Here is a 21,570-nt window from a genome sequence, read left to right as displayed (position 1 = left end):
GATGAAGCAAAAACTTGTCGTTATCGGCAACGGGATGGCTGGCGTTAAATGCGTAGAAGAAATATACGAGCTGGCTCCTGAAGCGTATGACATTACCATTATAGGGGCAGAGCCACATCCCAATTATAATCGTGTTCTTCTCTCCAAAGTGCTGCAAGGGAATACAGCGCTAGCTGATATTACGTTGAACGATTGGAATTGGTACAGTGAGCGGGGCATTAATCTGTTAACTGGCGAGAGGGTTGAGCGTATCAATGCGGAGGAGAAATGGGTGCTGACAGCATCAGGGAAAAAGATAGCCTACGACCGCCTGATTATTGCAACCGGCTCATCGGCATTCATGCCCGTGCTGCCAGGCATTCAAAAGCCCGGCGTAACGGCGTTCCGCAATATGGAGGACTGCCAGGCGATGATGGAGGCTTCCCAGCGCTTTAAGCGTGCTGCCGTTATTGGTGGTGGGCTGCTCGGGCTTGAGGCGGCGAGAGGGCTGCTTAATCTCGGGATGGAGGTTGATGTCGTTCACAACGCCGGCTATTTAATGAACCGCCAGCTTGACCGGATGTCAGCAAACCTGCTTAAGGATGAGCTGATGAAGCAGGGCATGCGTTTTTGGCTTAACAAGCGGACGGAAAAAATAACAGGTGTCCGCAGGGCAAGTGGCCTGCTGTTCTCGGATGGAACGACGCTTGCTGCGGACCTCATCGTCGTAGCGATCGGGATTAGCCCGAATTTAGCGGTTACAGCGGATAGCGGCATTCGGACGAACCGTGCAATCATCGTTAACGATTATATGGAAACGAATATAGCAGGCATATACGCAGTAGGGGAGTGCGCTGAGCATCAAGAAACCGTATATGGACTAGTTGCTCCGCTTTATGAACAGGCTAAGGTGCTGGCGCGTCATCTGTGCGAGGTAGAAACGGAAGGCTATCACGGCTCCATACCGTATGCACAATTAAAGGTTTCAGGCGTGGAGGTGTTTTCCGCGGGTGTTATCCGCGATGAAGAAGCGGAAACCGCGCTGCAGCATTATGATGCGATGAAAGGTACTTATAAAAAAGTAACGATGCAAGGCGGTATTGTAGCTGGAGCTGTATTATTCGGAGACAGCTCCGAAGGCAGCAAGCTGCTAGGGTATTTGAAACGCCGCGCTGGAATAGGCGTGCTCAAGGAAAGTGATTCAGGCTCCAAAACAGGCGGAGCTGATGCTGTTGCAGCTGCCATGCCGGACGGTGAAACGGTCTGTGCTTGTAATGGGGTAAGCAAAGCGGCTATTGTAGCGGCAATACATGCTGAGGGGCTTGAATCGGCTGATCAAGTGCGCGACAAGACGAAAGCTTCCGGCTCCTGCGGCGGATGCCGTCCAATGGTGGAGGCGCTCGTAGCATATGCTTTATCAGGAGTTGGGGGAGCAGTTAAAGCGGCGCCAATTTGCGGCTGTACGGAGCTTGACCCGGCAGGGCTTAAAGAAGCTATGCTCGGGGATACATTCAGCGATGCTGCTTCAGCAAGAATGACTCTTGAATGGAACAAGTCCGAAGGCTGCTTCATTTGCCAGACAGCGATGGGCTACTATTTGCGGCTGGCTGCAACAAGTGAGGCAGGCGATGTCCTAGGTCAGGCGCAGCTTCATTACCCGACGCTGCAGTCCGTGCTCCTATCTGCTTCTACCCAAGGGGGAGCGTCCTCCAACTGCCCGATTTCGCATGCCGACCGTCTCGAAGTTGGTGGGCCGGGTTATATTGCTGCAGAGCTGGAGAAGGCGCTGGGAAGTCTGGCATCGCCGACCATGCTCAAAGCTTCTGTATCTGCGGGTGCCTTATATCCTGCCGGTGTGCTGGTTCATGATGTCGGTATTGCAGCGTCGCCAGCAGGGTGGGAGCTTTATATTGGCGGACATATGGAAAGCCCGGTCAAGCAAGCTCAACTGCTTATGATAGAGGCAACGGAGCAGCGAGCGGCAGAAACGGCGATAGCCTGTATGCAGTGGTACCGTCAAACCGCCTATTATGGGGAAGCTGTATGGAAATGGCTGGAGAGAGTAGGGCTTATTGCGGTAAGAGAGAAGCTGCTTGACCCTGATTTTCGCGAGGAGCTGCTCGGCAGCTGGCAGCTGGAACATAACCGAGAGACATGCACCGTTTGAGTAGGGAGGAAAAATAATGATAGAGCTAAAAGTAGTTGAGCCGAAAGCGCAAATAACGGCAGTCATGGATACACAGTGCCCTTTTTGCAGCGTGCAATGCAAAATGCGCGTCGAAGAGGAGCGCTCGGCGGCTGGACGTTTTGCTTATAAGGTGACAGCGATCCCGAATGCCGCATCGGAAGGACGGCTATGTGTGAAAGGGATGAATGCGCATCAGCATGCGCTGCATCGCGAGCGCCTTGTTCATCCACTCATTAGACGGGAGGGGAAACTTGTGCAGGCGACATGGGAAGAGGCGCTCGAGCTGGTTTCCAGCCGTTTCCAAGCTTTGCAGGCCGAGCATGGTGTGGATTCCGTCGCTTTATATGGCGGTGGCTCGTTGACGAATGAAACGTCTTATTTACTTGGCAAATTCGCTCGTGTTGGTTTGCGTACTCGCTATATTGATTATAATGGACGCTTCTGTATGTCTGCGGCCGCTTCCGCAGGAAGCAAGACGTTTGGTATTGATCGGGGATTAACGAATCAGTTGAAGGAAATCGAACGGTCGGAATGCCTGATTCTTGCCGGAACGAATATAGCGGAATGCCAGCCGACGCTAATGCCTTATTTTACAAAGGCAAAGGAAAACGGGGCGACCCTCATTGTCATTGACCCAAGAATGACGGGAACGGCCGAGCTTGCGGACATTCATTTGCAGGTGAAGCCAGGCATGGATGCTGCGCTTGTGAATGGCATGCTAAAAGTTATTTTTGACGAGGGACTCATTGATCGGGGGTTTATTCGCAGCCGTACGAAAGGCTTCGCAGAGCTGGAGCAGCATGTAAAGGCGCTGAATTTGGCTGATATTGCCGAAAGCACTGGTGTTTCCGAGTCGCTCATACGCCTCGCTGCGCTCGCATTTGGTGAGGCGAAGACGGGGATGGTTTTTACTGCACGTGGGGTTGAGCAGCATGCCGATGGTCATTTGGCGGTGCGGAATTTTCTCAATATGGTGCTGGCAACGGGGAAAATCGGCCGTGAGGGCTGTGGCTACGGGGCGGTCACCGGTCAAGCCAATGGACAGGGGGGACGAGAGCATGGTCAAAAGGCTGATCAGCTTCCTGGCTATCGACTGATCGAAAATGAGCGTGATCGCGCTTATGTGGCGAGCGTCTGGGGCATTCGCCCAGAGGAGCTCCCCGGCAAAGGGGTGTCCGCTTATGAAATGATGGAAATGGTGCATCGTGAGGAGATTAAAGCTCTACTTGTCATGGGCTCGAATCCAATCGTCTCGAATCCGAATGCAACGCTCGTGGAGGAAGGAATCGCCAAGCTTGATTTTACCGTCGTAGCAGATATGTTTCTGTCCGAAACGGCGCTGCTAGCTGATGTTGTGCTGCCAATATCCGCTTATTTGGAAAATACCGGAACGATGACCAATTTGGAAGGTCGCGTTTTGCTTAGAGAAGCGGGTCGCCTTGCGCCTGGCGAAGCCCGTCATGACTGGGAAGTACTATGCGATCTGGCCAAGAGGCTTGGCCGCGGCGAGTATTTTGCCTTTGAAAATTCGGAGCAAATCTTTAATGAGCTGCGTTTGGCAAGCAAGGGCGGGCTTGCCGATTATTATGGCATTACGTATGACCGGCTGCGCAAGGAGGAGGGCATCTATTGGCCTTGTCCATCGCTTGATCATCCGGGTACGAAACGGCTGTTCGAGAAGTCTTTTGCCCATGAGGATGGGCTAGCCGCCTTCCAAACGGTTGCGAGCGATTCCCCGGCTGAAAAGACAGACCGTGAGTTTCCACTGCTTATGACCAATGGACGGCAGCTGTCCCATTACTTGACGGGCGTGCAGACGCACCGCAGCCCTGCGCTGGAAGCGAGAAATGTGGAAAATCATTTGGAGATTCACCCTAATACTGCAAAGAAATACCGCATTGAAGATGCCTCGCTGGTAGCTGTGCAATCGAAGCGGGGAGTGGTCATATTACGCTGCAAGGTGGCGGACAGCATTCGTGAGGACACCGTATTTATTCCCATGCACTGGGGCGGTGTGCAAAATGTAAATCGGGCGACTAGTCCACAGTTGGACCCTTTTTGCAAAATGCCGGACTTTAAGACAAGTGCGGTAAGCATCCGGCCATACATTGAATATTTACAGGAGCATCAAGCATAAATAAATGCGACATTCCCATACTATGACGAGCCGTAGGTTCTGTCAAAACGGTATTAGCCTTGTTCAAGAGGGGGAATTCGCCGATGTGGCCGTATTCAATGAGTTTAACAGGAGAGCAGCCTGAGCCTTATGATGAAGAGAAGAAAAAGGCGGCTGGGGCGCTTGACGCTTTGCAGCAGCTGGGCCAGGTGAGCATTCCGCAGGCCGAGTCCAATATTTTTTGCATGACGATTATTGGACAGATTGAAGGGCATATGGTGCTGCCACCGCAAAACAAAACGACAAAATACGAGCATTTGATTCCGCAGCTGGTCGCTGCCGAGCAAAACCAGAAGATCGAAGGTGTGCTGATCGTTCTCAATACAGTTGGCGGCGATGTGGAAGCGGGGCTCGCTATTGCTGAAATGATTTCTTCCTTGTCAAAGCCGACCGTTACGCTTGTACTCGGCGGTGGGCATTCGATAGGTGTTCCAATAGCAGTTGCGGGCGACATGTCGTTCATTGCTGCGACAGCAACGATGACGATTCATCCCATTCGCTTAAATGGCACCGTGATCGGTGTTCCCCAAACATTCGAATATTTGGATAAAATGCAGGAGCGCGTCGTTCGCTTCGTTACGATGCATTCCAAGATTCCGGAAGCGACTTTCAAAGAGCTGATGTTTAAAACAGGCGAGCTGACGCGCGATATCGGGACAACCGTCGTCGGCGGAGACGCGGTGAGCCATGGCTTGATTGATGCGGTAGGAGGTCTTGGCGACGCGCTTCGGGAGCTTAGGCGGCTGGTAGAGCAGCGCAGGGTGGCCGGTATGCCGGGGGTGTTTAACTAATGTCCGTTCTGTATACGATTGTTCCGCTGGAAGAAGTGCTTGCAGGCTGGCAGGCGGAGGAGAAAATCAATCAGGGCCGCGAAGTTTGGGTGGATGGCGTTTATATGCAGGTAGAGCCTATTGCGCCAGGGATGGGCAAAGTCATTCGGCTCATTCATTGCGGACTGGATGATTACTTAAATCCGCAGCTTTCGCCAGGAGCTGTTGTCAAATATTGAAAATGGATTTTCCGGTTTAAGGGACTAACGAACGAATAGGAACATTTGTCCACCTATGGTATAATGTTTTACCGGGGGTGACGAACGTTGGCTAAGAAGAGAAGGGGCAAGAAATCGCTCGCAGCAAATTTGAAATATGAGGTTTACGGTATTTTACTCATTACGGTATCGATTATTGCTTTATCGGGAGAGGCGACGGTTGGACGTTCATTGTCCAAACTGTTCGGCCTCTTTCTGGGTAAATTTTACTTTGTGATTGCGCTGATTGGCATATATGTGGGGCTGGTCGTGATGGTCAAACGAATGTGGCCGAAAGGATGGTCGAACCGGAAAACAGGCATGCTTGTGCTCGTGTTAGCCTTTACGCTGTGGAGCTCCATTGCGGAAATTGACCGCAAGCTGGGGGATACGACGCTGTTGTCCGGCAAGGTGATTTTGAATCAGCTGGACAGCGACTTAAGGGGAGAGCTGCTTGCTTCCAATCCGCAGGATTTGCGCCCGCTTAAGGACAAGGCAATTAGCGGAGGTTACGTTGGAGCGCTGCAATATTCCGTGCTTTTCACCTTATTTGGTAAAATTGGCGCCCAGCTGCTAATGCTCGTCATGATTGCAATTTCCATTATGCTCATTACAGGGAAGTCCTATGTGGAGCTGTTCAAGACGCTTCGTACCCGCTTTGTTCGTATGCTCAAGCTGCTCGCAGCAAAATGGTCGGATTATTCCGCCGAGCGGGCTGCGGCGCAATCATCTAGAAATGCAAGTGTAGTATCGGGAGCAAGCACCGTGCTCACTTCGGACAATACGATTGATGATGATGAAGATTTTGTGCCTCGCCTTGCCAAAAATAAAAAGTCGCTGTTTTTCTCCTGGAGGCAATCCGATAAGACGAAAGCTGCCGCAAGCCATGACGAATGGGAACTGGAGGATGAGCCGCTTCATGGTGAGGCTGGTCGTGGCGAAGAAGGCGCGGCAGTACCGCATTGGGCGGAAGATTGGGATCAGGATCAGGACTGGGACAATGAGCAGAACGGATCTGCTGCCCAAACATCGACCGGTACTATTGCTTCATCATCCGCAGCTCCGATGCCAGAGACAAGCGCTAGCTTATGGCCTAGCGAGCAGGAGGATTTGGCTGCCAAAGCTGCTCAGTCATACGCTCATACCGACATAACTGATGAGCAGGAATGGTCAGAGCCGTGGAGACCGCAAGAAACGCAGGAGCAGCAAGAGCTGGTACATATAGAAGGAAACGAAGCAGAGGAAGCGGAAAATAATGCAGTTGAGCAGATGAATGAGGAATTTGAGCAGGCTGTTCAACAGGATATCGAAGAGTATGAAGAACCTCTATTGGATGGCGTGAGAGCGGCAGAGAGCCAACAGATTGCTACTGCTGTATCTGGCTCTAATGCTGGCACAACTGAAGTGAATCATCAAGCAGCGGAAAGCAAGCCGGCGCTAGCACCATCAAGTGTGCCAGTGGTCAAGCCGTACGTTTTACCGCCGTTTACTTTGCTGTCCAAGCCTAGCCATATGGTCAGAGGCGGCATTGGCTCAAGTTCCATGGAGGCGAAGCTTAAGCTAGAGCGGACGCTCGAAAGCTTTGGCGTGAAGGCGAAGGTGCTTGATCCCGTTATCGGCCCAGCCGTTACCCGTTTTGAGGTTGAACCGGCATCGGGCGTCAAGGTTAGTAAAATTGTCAGCTTGACTGATGATATCGCACTTGCGCTTGCAGCCAAGGATATTCGGATGGAAGCGCCTATTCCAGGAAGGTCGGCTATCGGGATAGAAGTGCCGAATATGGAAATCTCCATCGTTACGATGCGAGAAGTAATGGAAACAAAGGAATTTTATGAATCGCCTTCCAAGCTGTCGATTGCCTTTGGCCGTGATATTGCGGGCAAGCCAATCGTGGGCAATTTGGCAAAAATGCCCCATTTGCTTGTAGCGGGAGCGACAGGTTCCGGTAAATCAGTCTGTATAAACGGTATTATTACTAGTATTTTGTACAAAGCAACGCCAGATGAAGTTAAGTTTCTCATGGTTGACCCGAAAATGGTGGAGCTAAACGTCTATAACGGTATACCGCATTTGCTGGCTCCTGTTGTAACAGATCCGCGTCGTGCATCGCTTGCGCTTAAGAAAATCGTTGTCGAGATGGAAAAACGCTATGAGCTGTTTTCAAAATCGGGAACTCGTAATATTGAGGGCTACAACACTTTAATGGCAGATAATCCGAAAGCGGTTCTGCCTTACATTGTCGTCATTGTCGATGAGCTTGCCGATTTAATGATTGTAGCGGCTAACGATGTCGAGGACGCCATTGCCAGACTTGCGCAAATGGCTCGCGCGGCAGGCATTCACCTTATTATTGCGACTCAGCGTCCGTCTGTTGACGTCATTACCGGTGTCATTAAAGCGAACATTCCATCGCGAATTGCTTTTGGTGTGTCTTCTCAGGTCGATTCACGAACGATACTCGACATGGTCGGAGCGGAAAAGCTGCTTGGCCGCGGCGACATGCTTTACTTGCCAATGGGTACCTCCAAGCCAACGCGGGTACAGGGAGCATTCCTTTCCGATCAGGAGGTCGAGGCGCTCGTTGGTTACGCCAGAGGGCAGGCAGAAGCGGAATACAAGGAAGATCTTGTACCGGAAATTGACGAGGAGACGGCTAGCTCTGAAGAGGTCATGGACGAGCTGTATGATCAGGCCGTTCAAATCGTCGTCGAAGCAAAGCAAGCGTCGGTCTCCCTGCTTCAACGCCGTATGCGAATTGGCTACACTAGGGCTGCAAGGCTCATTGACGAGATGGAAGCCCGTCATATTGTGGGTCCATACGAAGGCAGCAAGCCGCGTGAGGTGCTGCTTACAATAGATCAGCTCGAAGCGGGGCGAATTAGCTCTTAAATGCCAGCAGCGAAAAATTTTGCATAGAAGCTGGACTGATTTCTCATACTAGACTTAGGCAACGCTGTTAATTAGCGTACTATCTTGTAAGAGAAAGGCAGATCCTTCTATGAAAAAAAGACTAATGGTCATAACCGCAGTGCTCGTTATCGCCTTGTTCGGCTCCTACTCACTCCGGCATATGAATCAAGTTAAGACATCGGAGACATTCAGCAGTGCAACGCTCAAGATTGGTTCCTCGGGCAAGGATGTGTACGAGCTGCAAGGCAGGCTGAAACATCTGGGATATTTCAGCGGGAAAGTAGATGGGCAGTTTGGAGCAAGCACGAAAAATGCCGTTACCTGGTTCCAATGGAAATTTGGAATGAAGTCGGATGGGGTGGTCGGGGCTTCGACAAAGCTGAAGCTTTGGGAAGCGACCAAAGCTTGGAAGCCGACAGCAGCAGCAGATTCGTCGTCCGGACAAGCTGGTTCGGGGAATACAGCTGCTCCTAGCAATGGCGGCGGAGGTGGAAGCTCGCTTTCCAAGTCCAACAAGCTGGGTCTCAGCGCCAATGATTTGAAGCTGATGGCGAACGCCGTATACGGGGAATCTAGAGGCGAACCCTACGTAGGGCAAATAGCCGTTGCAGCGGTCATTCTAAATCGCCTGCAATCAACTAGCTTTCCGAATTCGATTTCGGGCGTTATTTTTCAGCCGGGTGCCTTTACCGCGGTAGCGGATGGCCAAATTTGGCTGACGCCAAATGAAACAGCTAGCCGTGCGGTTATGGATGCGATAAACGGCCAGGATCCATCAAATGGCTGTTTGTATTATTTTAATCCAGAAACGGCAACCTCTAAGTGGATATGGACCAGGCCTCAAGTGAAAACGATAGGCAAGCACATTTTTTGCATGTAGCGCCTGTACAGAAGCAACCGTTCTGCCTTAACGCAGCTCTGGTTGCTTCTTCCTTTTCGCATCGGTTAGAATGGTATAGGATACTCGAAATTGGAATACATTTACTTGAAGCATAGAACGTTATGCTTTTCGTATGCATAAAAATTTAGTTTGGAAGGAGCTAGCGAAGGTGACACTTTTCGAAAGAGGACAATTTGGTCGAATACGGCTGCATGTGCTGCCAACTAAGCGTTTCAAGACGTTCGCGATTTCCTTGTTTGCCGGGCGCGTGCTTGCAGAAGATACGGTTACAGAGACAGCTCTTATTCCTTTTGTGCTGCGCAGAGGGACGGCGGCGACGCCTGAGACGAAAGCATTTCGCGAGCGACTCGATGATTTGTACGGTGCCGGCTTCGGCTTTGATGTATATAAGCGTGGAGATTCTCAAATCGTCCAATTCCGCATGGATGTCATTAACGATCAATTCGTAGCATCCGACACGCCGCTGCTTGCAGCGTCATTGGGACTGCTTGGCGAGGTGCTGACCGAGCCTTTGCTCGAGAATGGCGCATTCAGCCGTAAATATGTCGATGCGGAAAAAGTGACGCTGACGAAACGGCTGGAGTCAATCGTCAATGATAAAATCCGCTATGCCGCTGAGCGATGCGTTGAAGAAATGTGCGCGAATGAGCCTTATCGGCTGCATCCGCTTGGCAAGCTTGCTGCGATTGAAGGGATAACCCCGGAATCACTCCATAAGCAATACAAGACATGGCTTGGGGAAGCGGCGCTCGATTTGTACGTAGTTGGCGATACTACGCTTGAGGAAGTGACAGCCTACGTACGTGATGCGTTTAAGCTGGCTGACGGAGCAGCGGCGAGCTATCCAGCGGCAGACGTTACTCATCAGGTGCGCGAGGTTCATACGGTTGTAGAGCGAATGGATGTGACTCAAGGGAAGCTGAATTTGGGTCTGCGTACAGGTGTCGCTTATGGGGATGATGATTATGCAGCAGCTCTTATGTATAATGGTGTGCTCGGCGGATACCCTCACTCCAAGCTGTTTTTGAATGTGCGCGAGAAGGAAAGCCTGGCTTATTATGCCGCTTCCCGTCTGGATGGACATAAAGGCATATGCACGGTGCAGTCAGGTATCGAAATAGAGAACTATGAGAAAGCGGTCAAAATTATTCGCGAGCAGCTTGAGAGCATGCGTCAAGGCGAGCTGTCCGAGCTTGAAATGAGCCAGACGAAAGCAATGATAGCGAACCATCTGCGCGAGCTTCAGGATTCTGCTTATGAAATGATCGCTTACGATTTTAATGCGGTGCTGTCCGGTAAGGAAAGAAGCGCCGAGAAGCTGCTTGAGCAGGTGCAGGCTGTTACCGCTGCTGATATTGTCAGAGTCGCACAAAATGTGCAGCTCGATACGATTTATTATTTGCGTGATCGGAAGGAGGCGTAACCACCGTGCAACCATTGGAATATAAGGGCGTACAGGAGACGCTTTATCGTGAAGTGCTGGATAATGGACTTGAAGTCATAGTGCTGCCTAAAGAGGGCTTTCATAAGACATACGCTACATTTTCCACGAAATACGGCTCAGTAGATAATTGGTTCGCAGTCGGCGAAGGGGAAGCGGTCAAAGTGCCGGACGGAATTGCTCACTTTTTGGAGCATAAAATGTTCGAGGAGCCGACGGGCGATATTTTTGCTACGTTTGCGTCCCAAGGCGCTTCCGCTAATGCTTTCACAAGCTTCGACCGCACGGTATATTTGTTTTCGGCGACGGAGCAAATTCCTGCCAACCTGGAGACGCTCATTAATTTTGTGCAAAATCCTTATTTCACCGATACGAATGTGGACAAGGAAAAAGGCATTATTGAGCAGGAAATCAATATGTACAAGGATAATGCCGACTGGCGCGTTTATTTTGGGCTCATTGATGCGCTGTACCATACCCATCCGGTTCATATTGATATAGCCGGCACTGTGGAGTCGATTTATCAAATTGACAAGGAAACGCTGTACCAGTGCTATGAAACCTTTTACCACCCATCCAATATGCTGCTGTTCGTCGTTGGCGGCGTAGATGCGAAGGAAGTATTTGATCTGGTAAGGAACAATCAGGCAGCCAAAAACTTCACGCCGCAGGGCGAAATTCGCCGATTGTTTGAGGAAGAGCCGACTTCGGTCAAAACACCGCATAAAGTGACGAAGCTTCCGGTATCGCTGCCGAAATGCATGTTTGGCTTTAAGGAGAAAAATACGGGGTTATCCAGTGAGCAACTGCTGCGTCAGGAAGTTACCTCCAAGCTGATGCTCGATGTTTTGTTCGGACCGAGCTCAGCTTTGTATGAAGAGCTCTATGAAAGCCAGCTCATATCCGATTCCTTTGGAACCGAATATAATGCAAATCCAGGCTATGCGTTCTCGGTACTTGGCGGAGATACGCCAGATCCAGAGCAGCTGCTTGCTCGTGTTAAGGCTGCTATTGAGCAGGCGCTAGAGAACGGACTGGATGAAATCGCCTTTGAACGCTCTAAAAGGAAAAAAATCGGCGGTTATTTGCGGATGCTGAACTCCCCTGAATCCATCGCTGGCGAATTTACGCGCTACCGCTTCCGCGACAGTGACATGTTTGATGTGCTGCCATTGTATGAAAGCTGTACGCTTGAGCAGGCGAATGAGCGTCTGCGTGAGCATTTTGATTTTAATCAGCTGGCGGTATCGATAGTGGAGAAGCCTGAGGCGTGAAGACGCTGGGGGAGATGACTGTGCTTATTACAGGGGGAAGCCGTGGCATCGGCGCCGCAATTGCGCGGCGCTTCGCGGCAGAAGGCATGAATGTCGTCATCCATTATTTGAATGCCCATGAGGCGGCAAATGAAACTGCGAGGGAATGCTTGCAGCTTGGCGGAGATGCGATGACCATTACCGCTGATTTGCGCTCCAAGGAGCAGCTGCTGCGCATGCGAGACAAGCTTGAGGCGCATAACCGAATGCCTGATATACTCGTCAATAATGGCGGTATCGCGCATTACGGCATGCTTATGGACGTATCGGAGGAAGAATGGGACGACCTGATGGCCGTCAATCTCAAGGGAATGTTTTTGTGCAGTCAGATTTTCATGCCGCGCATGATCGAAAATCGTTTTGGCCGAATCATTAATGTATCTTCCGTTTGGGGGATATCGGGCGCCTCCTGTGAAGTGCTGTATTCCACCTCCAAGGGAGGAATGAACGCTTTTACGAAAGCTTTGGCTAAGGAATTGGCTCCGTCGGGCGTTACGGTCAACGCGGTTGCCCCAGGTGCGGTCAACACGGAAATGATGGATGGGTTTAATGAGGATGAGAAAACAGCGCTGGAGCAGGAGATTCCGCTGGGCCGTCTGGGCCAGCCGGATGAAGTTGCTTCGCTCGTTTATTTTCTTTCCCTGCCGGAATCCTCCTACATTACAGGCCAAGTCATCAGCCCGAATGGCGGCTGGCATACGTAAGGAAAAATGCTGTTTTCTAATGTTACAAGCTCCGCATAATCTGCCTCTTATCGAAGCAGAATAATAACTGTTGATGATTCTTCACAACACAAGGAGGCGAAGGAAAATGTCAACCGTTCTTACAAACTTCGATACGTGGAAGCAGTTTTTGGCTGACAAGGTCCAGCATGCGAAGCAAATCGGTATGGACGACGAGTCCATAGCGAACCTGGCCTTCGAAATCGGATCTTTTCTCGATGAAAAGGTCGATCCGAAAAATGAGGAGCAGCGCGTATTAAAGGAGCTGTGGGATGCAGGCGACGATTCCGAGCGCAAAGTTCTAGCCCGTCTCATGTTAAAGCTGGTACAAAAGGCGTAATTCGCTACATGTTATTCGCAGAAAAGCCTCCCGCACGGAGGCTTTTCTGCGAATATGAATAATAAATGCCGGCAAAGGCCGCAACCGTTTCAATAGTTTTGATGTGAGGTTGCAGGATTGTGGCGAAAATTGTAGAATAAGATTTTGACGGACAACTGGATATGTATGGTCAACAATGTGCTGGGATGGTGATTAGGCTGGAATCAAAACAATGGTATATGGAATATAAGATACATAAGAATAGGCCAGGCTTGCTCGGTGATATAGCTTCTTTGCTTGGTATGCTGGAAGTAAATATAATGACGATTAACGGTGTGGAAGACCGGACGCGTGGCATGCTGCTGCAAACTGATGATGAAGAAAAAATCGTGCTGCTCGGCAAAATGCTGAAAAAGGTTGATAACATTACAGTGAACAAGCTGCGTACACCAACTATCGTAGATATTTTGGCTGTGCGCCATGGAAGATATATCGAACGTGATTCTGACGATCGCAAAACATTCCGTTTCACACGGGATGAGCTTGGTATTCTCGTTGATTTTCTTGGCGAAGTGTTTAAACGTGAAGGTAATCAGGTTATAGGTTTACGTGGCATGCCGCGCGTAGGAAAAACGGAATCCATCATCGCTGGCAGCGTATGCTCTAATAAACGGTGGGCGTTTGTTTCTTCTACGCTTCTGCGCCAAACGGTAAGAAGCCAGCTGTCGGAAGAAGAAATGAACGAAAATAATATTTTTATCATCGACGGCATTGTGAGTACGATTCGTTCCAATGAGCGACATCATGCCTTGCTGCAGGAAATTATGGCTATGCCTTCGACGAAGGTCATTGAGCATCCCGATATTTTTATTAAAGAATCCCAATACGATCACAGCCATTTTGATATTATAATAGAGCTGCGCAATACGCCGGATGAGGAAATAACGTACGAATCGTTCACTGCAAATTACTCGGATGATTTTTAAGCTGAAAGGAGGAAGCAGGCATGTCTAATCTTGGAGCGCTGCTCCGCAAGGCGCGTGAAGAACGCGGGCTGACGCTTGACGATATTCAGGAAACGACGAAAATTCGCAAACGCTACCTCGAAGCCATTGAAACCGGCGATCACAGCGTGCTGCCGGGAAGCTTCTATTTACGGGCCTTCGTGAAAAATTATTGCGAGGCTGTAGGACTTGATACCGAAGAGGTGCTGCGCCTGCACGAGAAGGAAGTACCGAATACCATTACAGAGACGTTAACGGAGCCTGTTACGACAAGGCCGCCCAGACGCGTACAGTCTGTCGGCTCTGACCGTATTGGCAAGCTAGGCTTTAATGTGATGATGTGGTCATTTTTGATTTTGATTGTGGCGGTCGTATGGATTTTTGTCATAAATCAAAAAGACAAACCGTCTGATATGATCGATCAAGGAACGAAAATTACCGATGAATCTGCGCCGCCTACGCCGACACCGGAAGCTGGAGCGACAACGGGTGCTGTTGCACCTACGGTTACTCCATCTCCTACTCCGACGATTCAGGAGGATGTGACGGTTACTTTTTCATCGAAAATCGGCAAGGTCGACCATTATGATGTAGGTCCAGGAACAGCCGTTCACAAGCTGGAAATCAAGGTCGCTGGCGGAAAAAGCTGGATGGAAGTTCGCGAAGGTGGATCTAAGGGCAGCGCGCTGCTATCGGAAAATGCAAACGACGGCTCTACGCTGAACTTTGAATTGACGCAGCCGTTATATATTAACGTTGGCCGCGCCGATCTGGTCACGATTTCAGTTGATGGCGTGCTTGTTCCAGATGGGGATCGGGCAGGCTCGAAAAAAATCCAGCTGAATCCGGCGGCATCGGCGAATACAGGCAGTCCGGAAGCGACTGTCTCGGCTACGCCGTAACAGTGATTAAAGCTATTTTATAGGGGAGTGGAGTTACATGTCTTCAGAAAGTTCATTTGATATTGTGTCCAAGGTGGACATGCAGGAGCTAAACAATGCGATTCAGCAGGCGGAGCGTGAAATCGAGACGCGCTTTGATTTCAAAGGAAGCAAGAGCAGCATTAAGCTTGAAAATGAAGAGCTGGTTCTCGTTTCTGACGATGAATACAGGCTCAACAGCGTTATTGATATTTTGCAATCGAAAATGATTAAACGCGGCGTGCCGATCAAAAATATGGATTACGGCAAAATCCAGTCGGCTTCGGCGAATACCGTTCGCCAGCATGTTAAGCTCAAGCAGGGCATCGATCAGGAGCACTCCAAAAAAATTAATATTTTGATTCGCGATTCGAAGCTAAAGGTGAAAAGCCTGATTCAAGGCGACCAAATTCGCGTAAGTGGCAAAAGCCGTGACGACTTGCAAGCCGTTATGAATTTACTGCGCGGTGCTAATTTGCCGATTGAGCTGCAATTCACAAATTATCGTTAACCGCATGTGACGGTATAGAGGTCCTCTTTTTTCGCTATTTGGCGGAAGAAGGGGGCTTTGTTAAACCTGTTTTTCTTCATTTTGACACCAGATTAAGCAATGTATTATACTTGGTAAGATAGTTTCGCGGAAGGGATCTGGGGAGACGCAGATGACAGAACAGGTGAGTGTAATGACGCGCAATGGCAGGACAGATTTTGTTTTATTCGGGGAGGAAAAGGCATGAATCTCGCCAATAAAATTACGCTGGTTAGAATTATTTTAGTGCCAATTATTATGGTTTTCCTACTCGTTAATATGAATGTGGGCTCAGTTGTATTTGATGACTATTCCATTACATATAACCAGATTATTGCGGCAATTATTTTTATTGTGGCAGCGAGTACGGACGGTTTGGACGGGTATATCGCCCGCAAGAACAAAATTGTAACCAATTTGGGCAAGCTTCTTGATCCACTCGCTGACAAGCTGCTTGTTGCGGCTGTACTGATTTCACTGGTGGAGATGGATAAGCTGGCTGGTTGGATTGCCATTCTGATTATTAGCCGTGAATTCGCTGTTACTGGACTTCGCCAAATTGCGCTGCTTGAGGGCAGTGTAATGGCGGCTAGTAAATGGGGCAAGTGGAAAACAGCTATACAAATTACGATGATCATATCGCTTTTGCTTAACAATTTCCCGTTCGCCTTCATCTCGTTTCCATTCGATTTGATTGCAAGCTGGGTCGCAGTTGCGATTACGCTCTATTCCGGAATTGATTATTTTGTGAAAAATAAACATTTAATACCGGTAGAATAACGATGAAACGCGCTTTGCCGTTTTTTGAAAAGCATCTTCCCTGTTTCGGGGAGGATGCTTTTGCTTACCGAATTATAGCGCTGCCATTACCTAAAGGAGGATGAATAGCATGAAAGCAGAGATTATAGCAGTAGGTACTGAATTGCTGCTTGGACAGATTGTAAATACAAATGCACAGTATTTGTCCCAAGAGCTGGCTGGGCTTGGCATAGATGTATATTTTCAATCGGTAGTCGGAGACAATCCAGAACGTATTCGCAGAGCGATTGTAACAGCGAGAGAACGCGCCGACTTGCTCGTGTTTACCGGAGGCTTAGGACCTACGCTTGATGATTTAACGAAGGATGTGCTGGCTGCTTATTTGAACCGCGGTTTGTCCTTGCACAAGCCTTCTATGGATAAAATCGAAGAGCTGTTCAGCTCAAGAGGCATGCATATGGTTGAAAGCAATCGCAGACAGGCATTGTCTATCGATGGCAGCGTGGCGCTGCACAATGCGGCGGGCCTTGCCGTAGGCAACGCCCTGACAGAGGATGGCACGCATTACATGCTGCTGCCTGGGCCTCCTAGGGAAATGAAGCCGATGATCGACGGGCCGGGCAAGGAATGGCTGCTGACGCTTCTGGGACACGAGCAGCCGCTTTATTCGCGTTTGCTTAAGTTCGCAGGTATTGGGGAGTCCAACTTGGAGGCTAAGCTGCTCGATTTAATTGAAGCACAGGTTGATCCGACAATTGCTCCTTATGCGAAGGAAGGCGAGGTAGCTATTCGTGTTTCTACGAAAGCGGCAACGCAGGCAGAGGCTGACAGCAAGATAGATGCGACAGTGGAACAGATTATTGAACGCATTGGAGAGCATCTGTATGCCCAAGAAGACATTCCACTGGAGGAGGCGGTCATAAGACTGCTTCGTGCGAGCAGACGCAAGCTGGCCAGTGCTGAGAGCTGCAGCGGCGGTCTGTTAGCTGAGCTGATTACGAGCGTTCCAGGAAGCAGTGGGGAATATACGGGCGGCGTTGTAACGTATACGAATGAGATGAAGCATGCGCTGCTTGGCATACCTTTGGCACAGCTAGAGGGCGAAGGGGCCCCTGGCGCGATCAGCGAATCGACAGCTGCGTTAATGGCTGAGCGGATACAGCAGCTTGCAGACAGCGACTTTGGCGCGTCTATAACAGGTGTGGCAGGGCCCGCAGAAAGCGAAGGCAAGCCTGTAGGACTTGTTTATATAGCTATTGCCGAGCGTGGCAAGGAGACGGCGGTTTATCCGCTTCAATTAAGCGGCAGCCGGACGATTATTCGCGTACGTGCTGTGAAAACGCTTCTGTACCGTTTGTGGCTTGCTATCCAGAACTAAAGATCAGAAGTAGAATGTCCAAAGCCAGGCGAAAGGTGTTGCTTTTTGCCGGAAACGGGCGTATACTGAATACAACTTACGGAAGAACCGTGGCGAAGATAACTTTGCTGCGGTTTTTTTTGTTTGGTTCAAGGTGAAACAGCTGTTGCCGTCCTCTGGCGGCACATCGTGTTTCAGTCCGAGAAATATAAGCCTAATTTATACGTGAAAAACTTATAAATGCTTATATTTTTAGAAATTTCAAAGCTGCATGCCTACCGTCGTCTTCACAAAAAAACGAATGTATGTTCGAAAAAGTGCTTGGCAAAGGGTCGGAAAAAGGTTATCATTATATTATAAATAACGAAGGATGTGAGTTGATTGGCTGATCGTCGTGCTGCGTTAGATATGGCTATGCGTCAAATTGAGAAACAATTCGGCAAGGGCTCTATTATGAAACTAGGGGAATCAACACATATGCAAGTGGAGGTCGTGCCGAGCGGCTCGCTTGCTTTAGATATCGCACTTGGAATCGGGGGTTTCCCGAGAGGACGTATTATTGAAGTATATGGACCCGAATCTTCTGGTAAAACGACCGTTGCGCTTCATGCGATTGCAGAAGTTCAACGTGCAGGTGGACAAGCTGCCTTTATCGATGCAGAGCATGCACTTGATCCGTTATATGCAAGCAAGCTAGGCGTCAATATCGATGAATTGCTGCTTTCCCAACCAGATACAGGGGAGCAAGGGCTAGAAATCGCAGAAGCGCTCGTTCGTAGTGGCGCGGTTGACATTGTTGTTATTGACTCCGTTGCGGCACTTGTACCTAAGGCTGAGATCGAAGGCGACATGGGTGACTCGCACGTTGGTTTGCAAGCACGTCTAATGTCTCAGGCACTTCGCAAGTTGTCTGGCGCGATCAGCAAATCGAAGACGATTACGATCTTTATTAACCAACTGCGTGAGAAGGTCGGCGTTATGTTCGGTAACCCTGAGACGACACCAGGTGGACGCGCTTTGAAATTTTATTCCAGCGTACGTCTTGATGTCCGCCGTATTGAGACACTGAAGCAAGGCAATGATATGATTGGTAACCGTACACGTATTAAAGTTGTCAAAAACAAAGTGGCTCCGCCGTTTAAGCAAGCCGAGGTTGACATTATGTATGGTGAGGGCATTTCCAAAGAGGGCACGCTTGTTGATCTGGGTGTTGAACTCGATATTGTACAAAAAAGCGGTGCGTGGTTTTCCTACAATGGCGAGCGCCTCGGTCAAGGCCGTGAAAATGCTAAGCAGTTTTTGAAAGATCATGCAGATATTGCCGACGTCATTGACAAGCAGATTCGTGATGCCAGCAATTTGGTAGCGACTGCCACTCAGGCGACAGGGCTTGGTAAAGAAGAAGAGGACGAAGACGATTTCGACGAGTCTGAATTGGATTAATACGCTAAATTAGTAGCGAAATGGATAATTAATAATGAAGACGCCGTTCCTTTTTAGGGACGGCGAACTTGTTTTAGGCAACATTTACAACTAGTTGCAAAATGTAATTTGGAGGGCCTATGATTGAAATCAGAGCGGTCGAGAAAGACAGTAAGCACCGAAGCCGCTATCTTATATTCGCGGAAGGCGAAGAGCCGATTTTATCGGTTCATGAGGATCTGTTGATCCGCCATACGCTGTTTAAAGGACAACTTCTGACAGAGTCGCAAATAGAAGAAATTGGCAGCGAGGACGAGCGGTATCGCGCTTATGCGATGGCTGTTTATTATTTGGGCTTCAAGCCGCGGACAGGCAAGCAGATAGAGCAGTATCTGCATCGGAAGCTAATTGCTCAGGATCATATTAATTACACCATAGAGCGTTTAGAAAAGGAACATATTGTGGATGATGAACAGTATGCGATGCAATTTGCCGCTCAGCGAATGAAAAGCAGCCAGAAAGGCAGGCGTTACATTCAGCAGGAACTTATGCAGCGGGGCGTGTCGAAAACAGCAGCGCTTGCTGCTACTTCAGCAATTGACAGTGATATGGAGTTAAACGCAGCTATTGCTACCGCTTCCAAAAAGTGGCGAACCATAAAAGGAGAGCTGTTTGAGCGCAGACGCAAGCTGGCGGCATTTTTAATACGAAGGGGCTTTCCTGTAGACATTATTAAAGCCGCAGTAAAATCAGCGGAAGAGAATGCATAATCAATGAAGCAAAAAGATCAACTTGGGCTTTTGCTTGACAAGTGATTTTACCAAAAGATAAAATGAGTTTGTATTCCTTCCACATCAAATCTATTTTCCTTCCAAAAATTGATTTGAGAAGATTATTTTCGGCAAGTTGTTAGAAGATGAAAACGGTATGGAAACCGACTAAAATCAAATATCATTCCAAGCGTTTGCTTTTGTGAATGCAACGAGGAGGTGAACAAGAGGATGGATCCTATTTGGACGATCTTGATCAGTCTCGTTGTTGGCGTTATTTTCTTTGGAGTTGGTTATTTTATTCGAAAGTCGATTGCCGAAGCCAAAATTTCCAGTGCTGAGCAGGCTGCTATCCAAATCGTAGAAAATGCGAAAAAAGAAGCAGAAGCCCAGAAGAAGGAAACGGTGCTGGAAGCGAAAGATGAAGTCCACAAACTTCGTACCGAAGCTGAAAAAGACATTCGTGAACGTCGTAATGAGGTTCAGCGACAGGACAGACGTTTACTCCAGAAAGAGGAGTCGTTGGATAAAAAATTAGAAGCGCTGGAACGCAAAGAAGAATTAGTTGCCAACAAAGAGAAACGGATCGATGAAACCCAAGAACAGATTGATACCATCTATAAGCAGCAGCTTAGCGAGCTGGAGCGAATTTCCGGCTTGACGATGGAAGGTGCGAAATCGATTATTTTGTCTAATGTTGAACAGGAAGTACGACATGAGACAGCGCAGATGATCAAGGAAATCGAGCAGCAGGCAAAAGAAGAAGCAGATAAAAAGGCACGTGATATTATATCGCTCGCTATCCAACGTTGTGCGGCTGATCACGTAGCAGAAACGACTGTATCAGTCGTCTCCTTACCGAATGAGGAAATGAAAGGCCGCATTATCGGACGCGAAGGTCGTAATATCCGCGCTCTGGAAACATTGACCGGTATCGATCTCATTATCGACGATACACCGGAAGCGGTCATCCTGTCTGGCTTCGATCCTATCCGGCGTGAAATTGCCCGAACTTCACTTGAGAAGCTTGTCGCTGACGGACGTATCCATCCTGCTCGTATTGAAGAGATGGTTGAGAAATCACGCAAGGAAGTGGATGAGCGTATCCGTGAATACGGGGAGCAAGCTACTTTTGAGGTGGGTGTACATGGCTTGCATCCTGACTTGATTAAGATTTTGGGAAGACTCAAGTATCGGACAAGCTACGGTCAAAACGTGCTCAAGCACTCCATGGAGGTTGCTTACTTGACTGGACTTATGGCTGCCGAGCTGGGCGAGGATATTACACTCGCAAAGCGTGCAGGCTTGCTGCATGACATCGGTAAAGCACTTGACCATGAGGTTGAAGGCTCACACGTTGAGATTGGCGTTGAACTGGCTAAGAAATACAAAGAGCATCCTGTTGTTATTAACAGTATTGCTTCCCACCATGGCGATTGTGAAGCCACTTCGGTTATCGCAATGCTGGTTGGTGCAGCTGACGCTTTGTCGGCAGCACGTCCAGGCGCACGCCGTGAGACGCTCGAAACGTACATCAAGCGTCTGGAGAAGCTGGAGAATATTTCGGAGTCATTCGATGGTGTTGAGAAATCGTATGCCATCCAGGCCGGACGTGAAGTGCGCGTTATGGTACAGCCTGAGAAGATTGACGATACAGAAGCATTCCGACTCGCTCGCGACATTACGAAGAAGATTGAAAGTGAGCTTGATTATCCAGGCCACATCAAAGTCACCGTTATTCGTGAGACACGAGCTGTGGAATACGCGAAGTAAAAAGCATAGCAACGCGGAAAAGTGGCTGCCCTGCAGCCACTTTTCCTGTCTGAATAGGTA

At 49.2% G+C, this 21,570-nt stretch carries 18 protein-coding genes; all 18 read left to right on the top strand.

Going from position 1 to position 21,570, the window contains the following annotated elements; translation table 11 throughout:
- Window position 1 precedes the first annotated feature (1 nt).
- The 18 genes from ACSR9A_RS20860 to rny all read left to right on the top strand — a co-directional run bounded on the left by ACSR9A_RS20860 (window position 2) and on the right by rny (window position 21,510).
- Window positions 2–2,146 (top strand): FAD-dependent oxidoreductase, encoded by a 2,145-nt coding sequence (locus tag ACSR9A_RS20860; protein WP_473760204.1) that lies wholly within the window; start codon window positions 2–4, stop codon window positions 2,144–2,146.
- A 16-nt stretch (window positions 2,147–2,162) separates the two neighbouring features.
- Complete coding sequence (gene nasC, locus ACSR9A_RS20855) at window positions 2,163–4,304, top strand: assimilatory nitrate reductase catalytic subunit NasC (RefSeq protein WP_473759300.1); 2,142 nt, start codon at window positions 2,163–2,165, stop codon at window positions 4,302–4,304.
- An 83-nt stretch (window positions 4,305–4,387) separates the two neighbouring features.
- On the top strand, window positions 4,388–5,134 hold the full coding sequence (locus tag ACSR9A_RS20850; RefSeq protein WP_473759298.1) for a ClpP family protease: 747 nt from the start codon (window positions 4,388–4,390) through the stop codon (window positions 5,132–5,134).
- Window positions 5,134–5,352, top strand: coding sequence for a YlzJ-like family protein (locus ACSR9A_RS20845; RefSeq protein ID WP_473759297.1), 219 nt, complete (start codon window positions 5,134–5,136; stop codon window positions 5,350–5,352). Before ACSR9A_RS20850 ends, ACSR9A_RS20845 begins: the two co-directional genes overlap by 1 nt.
- Window positions 5,353–5,439: 87 nt before the next feature.
- The gene (locus ACSR9A_RS20840; RefSeq protein WP_473759296.1) at window positions 5,440–8,259 is read left to right on the top strand and encodes an FtsK/SpoIIIE family DNA translocase; all 2,820 of its coding nucleotides are present in this window, start codon (window positions 5,440–5,442) and stop codon (window positions 8,257–8,259) included.
- Window positions 8,260–8,368: 109 nt separating this feature from the next.
- Complete coding sequence (sleB, locus tag ACSR9A_RS20835) at window positions 8,369–9,160, top strand: spore cortex-lytic enzyme (RefSeq protein WP_473759295.1); 792 nt, start codon at window positions 8,369–8,371, stop codon at window positions 9,158–9,160.
- A 133-nt stretch (window positions 9,161–9,293) separates the two neighbouring features.
- Window positions 9,294–10,604: an EF-P 5-aminopentanol modification-associated protein YfmF gene (gene yfmF / locus ACSR9A_RS20830; protein WP_473759294.1), complete on the top strand. Its 1,311-nt coding sequence runs from the start codon at window positions 9,294–9,296 to the stop codon at window positions 10,602–10,604.
- Window positions 10,605–10,609: 5 nt separating this feature from the next.
- On the top strand, window positions 10,610–11,896 hold the full coding sequence (gene yfmH / locus ACSR9A_RS20825) for an EF-P 5-aminopentanol modification-associated protein YfmH (RefSeq protein WP_473759292.1): 1,287 nt from the start codon (window positions 10,610–10,612) through the stop codon (window positions 11,894–11,896).
- Between the two features lie 14 nt (window positions 11,897–11,910).
- On the top strand, window positions 11,911–12,639 hold the full coding sequence (gene ymfI, locus ACSR9A_RS20820; protein ID WP_473760202.1) for an elongation factor P 5-aminopentanone reductase: 729 nt from the start codon (window positions 11,911–11,913) through the stop codon (window positions 12,637–12,639).
- 106 nt (window positions 12,640–12,745) lie between these two features.
- On the top strand, window positions 12,746–12,997 hold the full coding sequence (locus tag ACSR9A_RS20815) for a DUF3243 domain-containing protein (RefSeq protein WP_473759291.1): 252 nt from the start codon (window positions 12,746–12,748) through the stop codon (window positions 12,995–12,997).
- A 197-nt stretch (window positions 12,998–13,194) separates the two neighbouring features.
- Window positions 13,195–13,962 (top strand): DUF3388 domain-containing protein, encoded by a 768-nt coding sequence (locus ACSR9A_RS20810; RefSeq protein WP_046230848.1) that lies wholly within the window; start codon window positions 13,195–13,197, stop codon window positions 13,960–13,962.
- Between the two features lie 20 nt (window positions 13,963–13,982).
- Window positions 13,983–14,882, top strand: a complete 900-nt coding sequence (locus tag ACSR9A_RS20805; protein ID WP_473759290.1) for a helix-turn-helix domain-containing protein — start codon at window positions 13,983–13,985, stop codon at window positions 14,880–14,882.
- Between the two features lie 37 nt (window positions 14,883–14,919).
- Window positions 14,920–15,411, top strand: coding sequence for a YajQ family cyclic di-GMP-binding protein (locus ACSR9A_RS20800; RefSeq protein ID WP_046230783.1), 492 nt, complete (start codon window positions 14,920–14,922; stop codon window positions 15,409–15,411).
- A gap of 222 nt (window positions 15,412–15,633) precedes the next feature.
- On the top strand, window positions 15,634–16,209 hold the full coding sequence (gene pgsA, locus ACSR9A_RS20795) for a CDP-diacylglycerol--glycerol-3-phosphate 3-phosphatidyltransferase (RefSeq protein WP_341282534.1): 576 nt from the start codon (window positions 15,634–15,636) through the stop codon (window positions 16,207–16,209).
- A gap of 109 nt (window positions 16,210–16,318) precedes the next feature.
- Entirely contained in the window at window positions 16,319–17,566 is a 1,248-nt protein-coding gene (locus tag ACSR9A_RS20790) for a competence/damage-inducible protein A (protein WP_473759289.1), read from the top strand.
- A gap of 360 nt (window positions 17,567–17,926) precedes the next feature.
- Complete coding sequence (gene recA / locus ACSR9A_RS20785) at window positions 17,927–18,988, top strand: recombinase RecA (protein ID WP_341282536.1); 1,062 nt, start codon at window positions 17,927–17,929, stop codon at window positions 18,986–18,988.
- A gap of 119 nt (window positions 18,989–19,107) precedes the next feature.
- Window positions 19,108–19,737: a RecX family transcriptional regulator gene (locus ACSR9A_RS20780; RefSeq protein ID WP_473759288.1), complete on the top strand. Its 630-nt coding sequence runs from the start codon at window positions 19,108–19,110 to the stop codon at window positions 19,735–19,737.
- Window positions 19,738–19,968: 231 nt separating this feature from the next.
- On the top strand, window positions 19,969–21,510 hold the full coding sequence (rny, locus tag ACSR9A_RS20775) for a ribonuclease Y (protein WP_341282538.1): 1,542 nt from the start codon (window positions 19,969–19,971) through the stop codon (window positions 21,508–21,510).
- Window positions 21,511–21,570 lie beyond the last annotated feature (60 nt).

Source organism: Paenibacillus sp. R-74696 (assembly GCF_055814915.1).
Note: the sequence above shows the minus strand (reverse complement) of the source record. Positions and strands in the feature narration are given on the sequence as shown.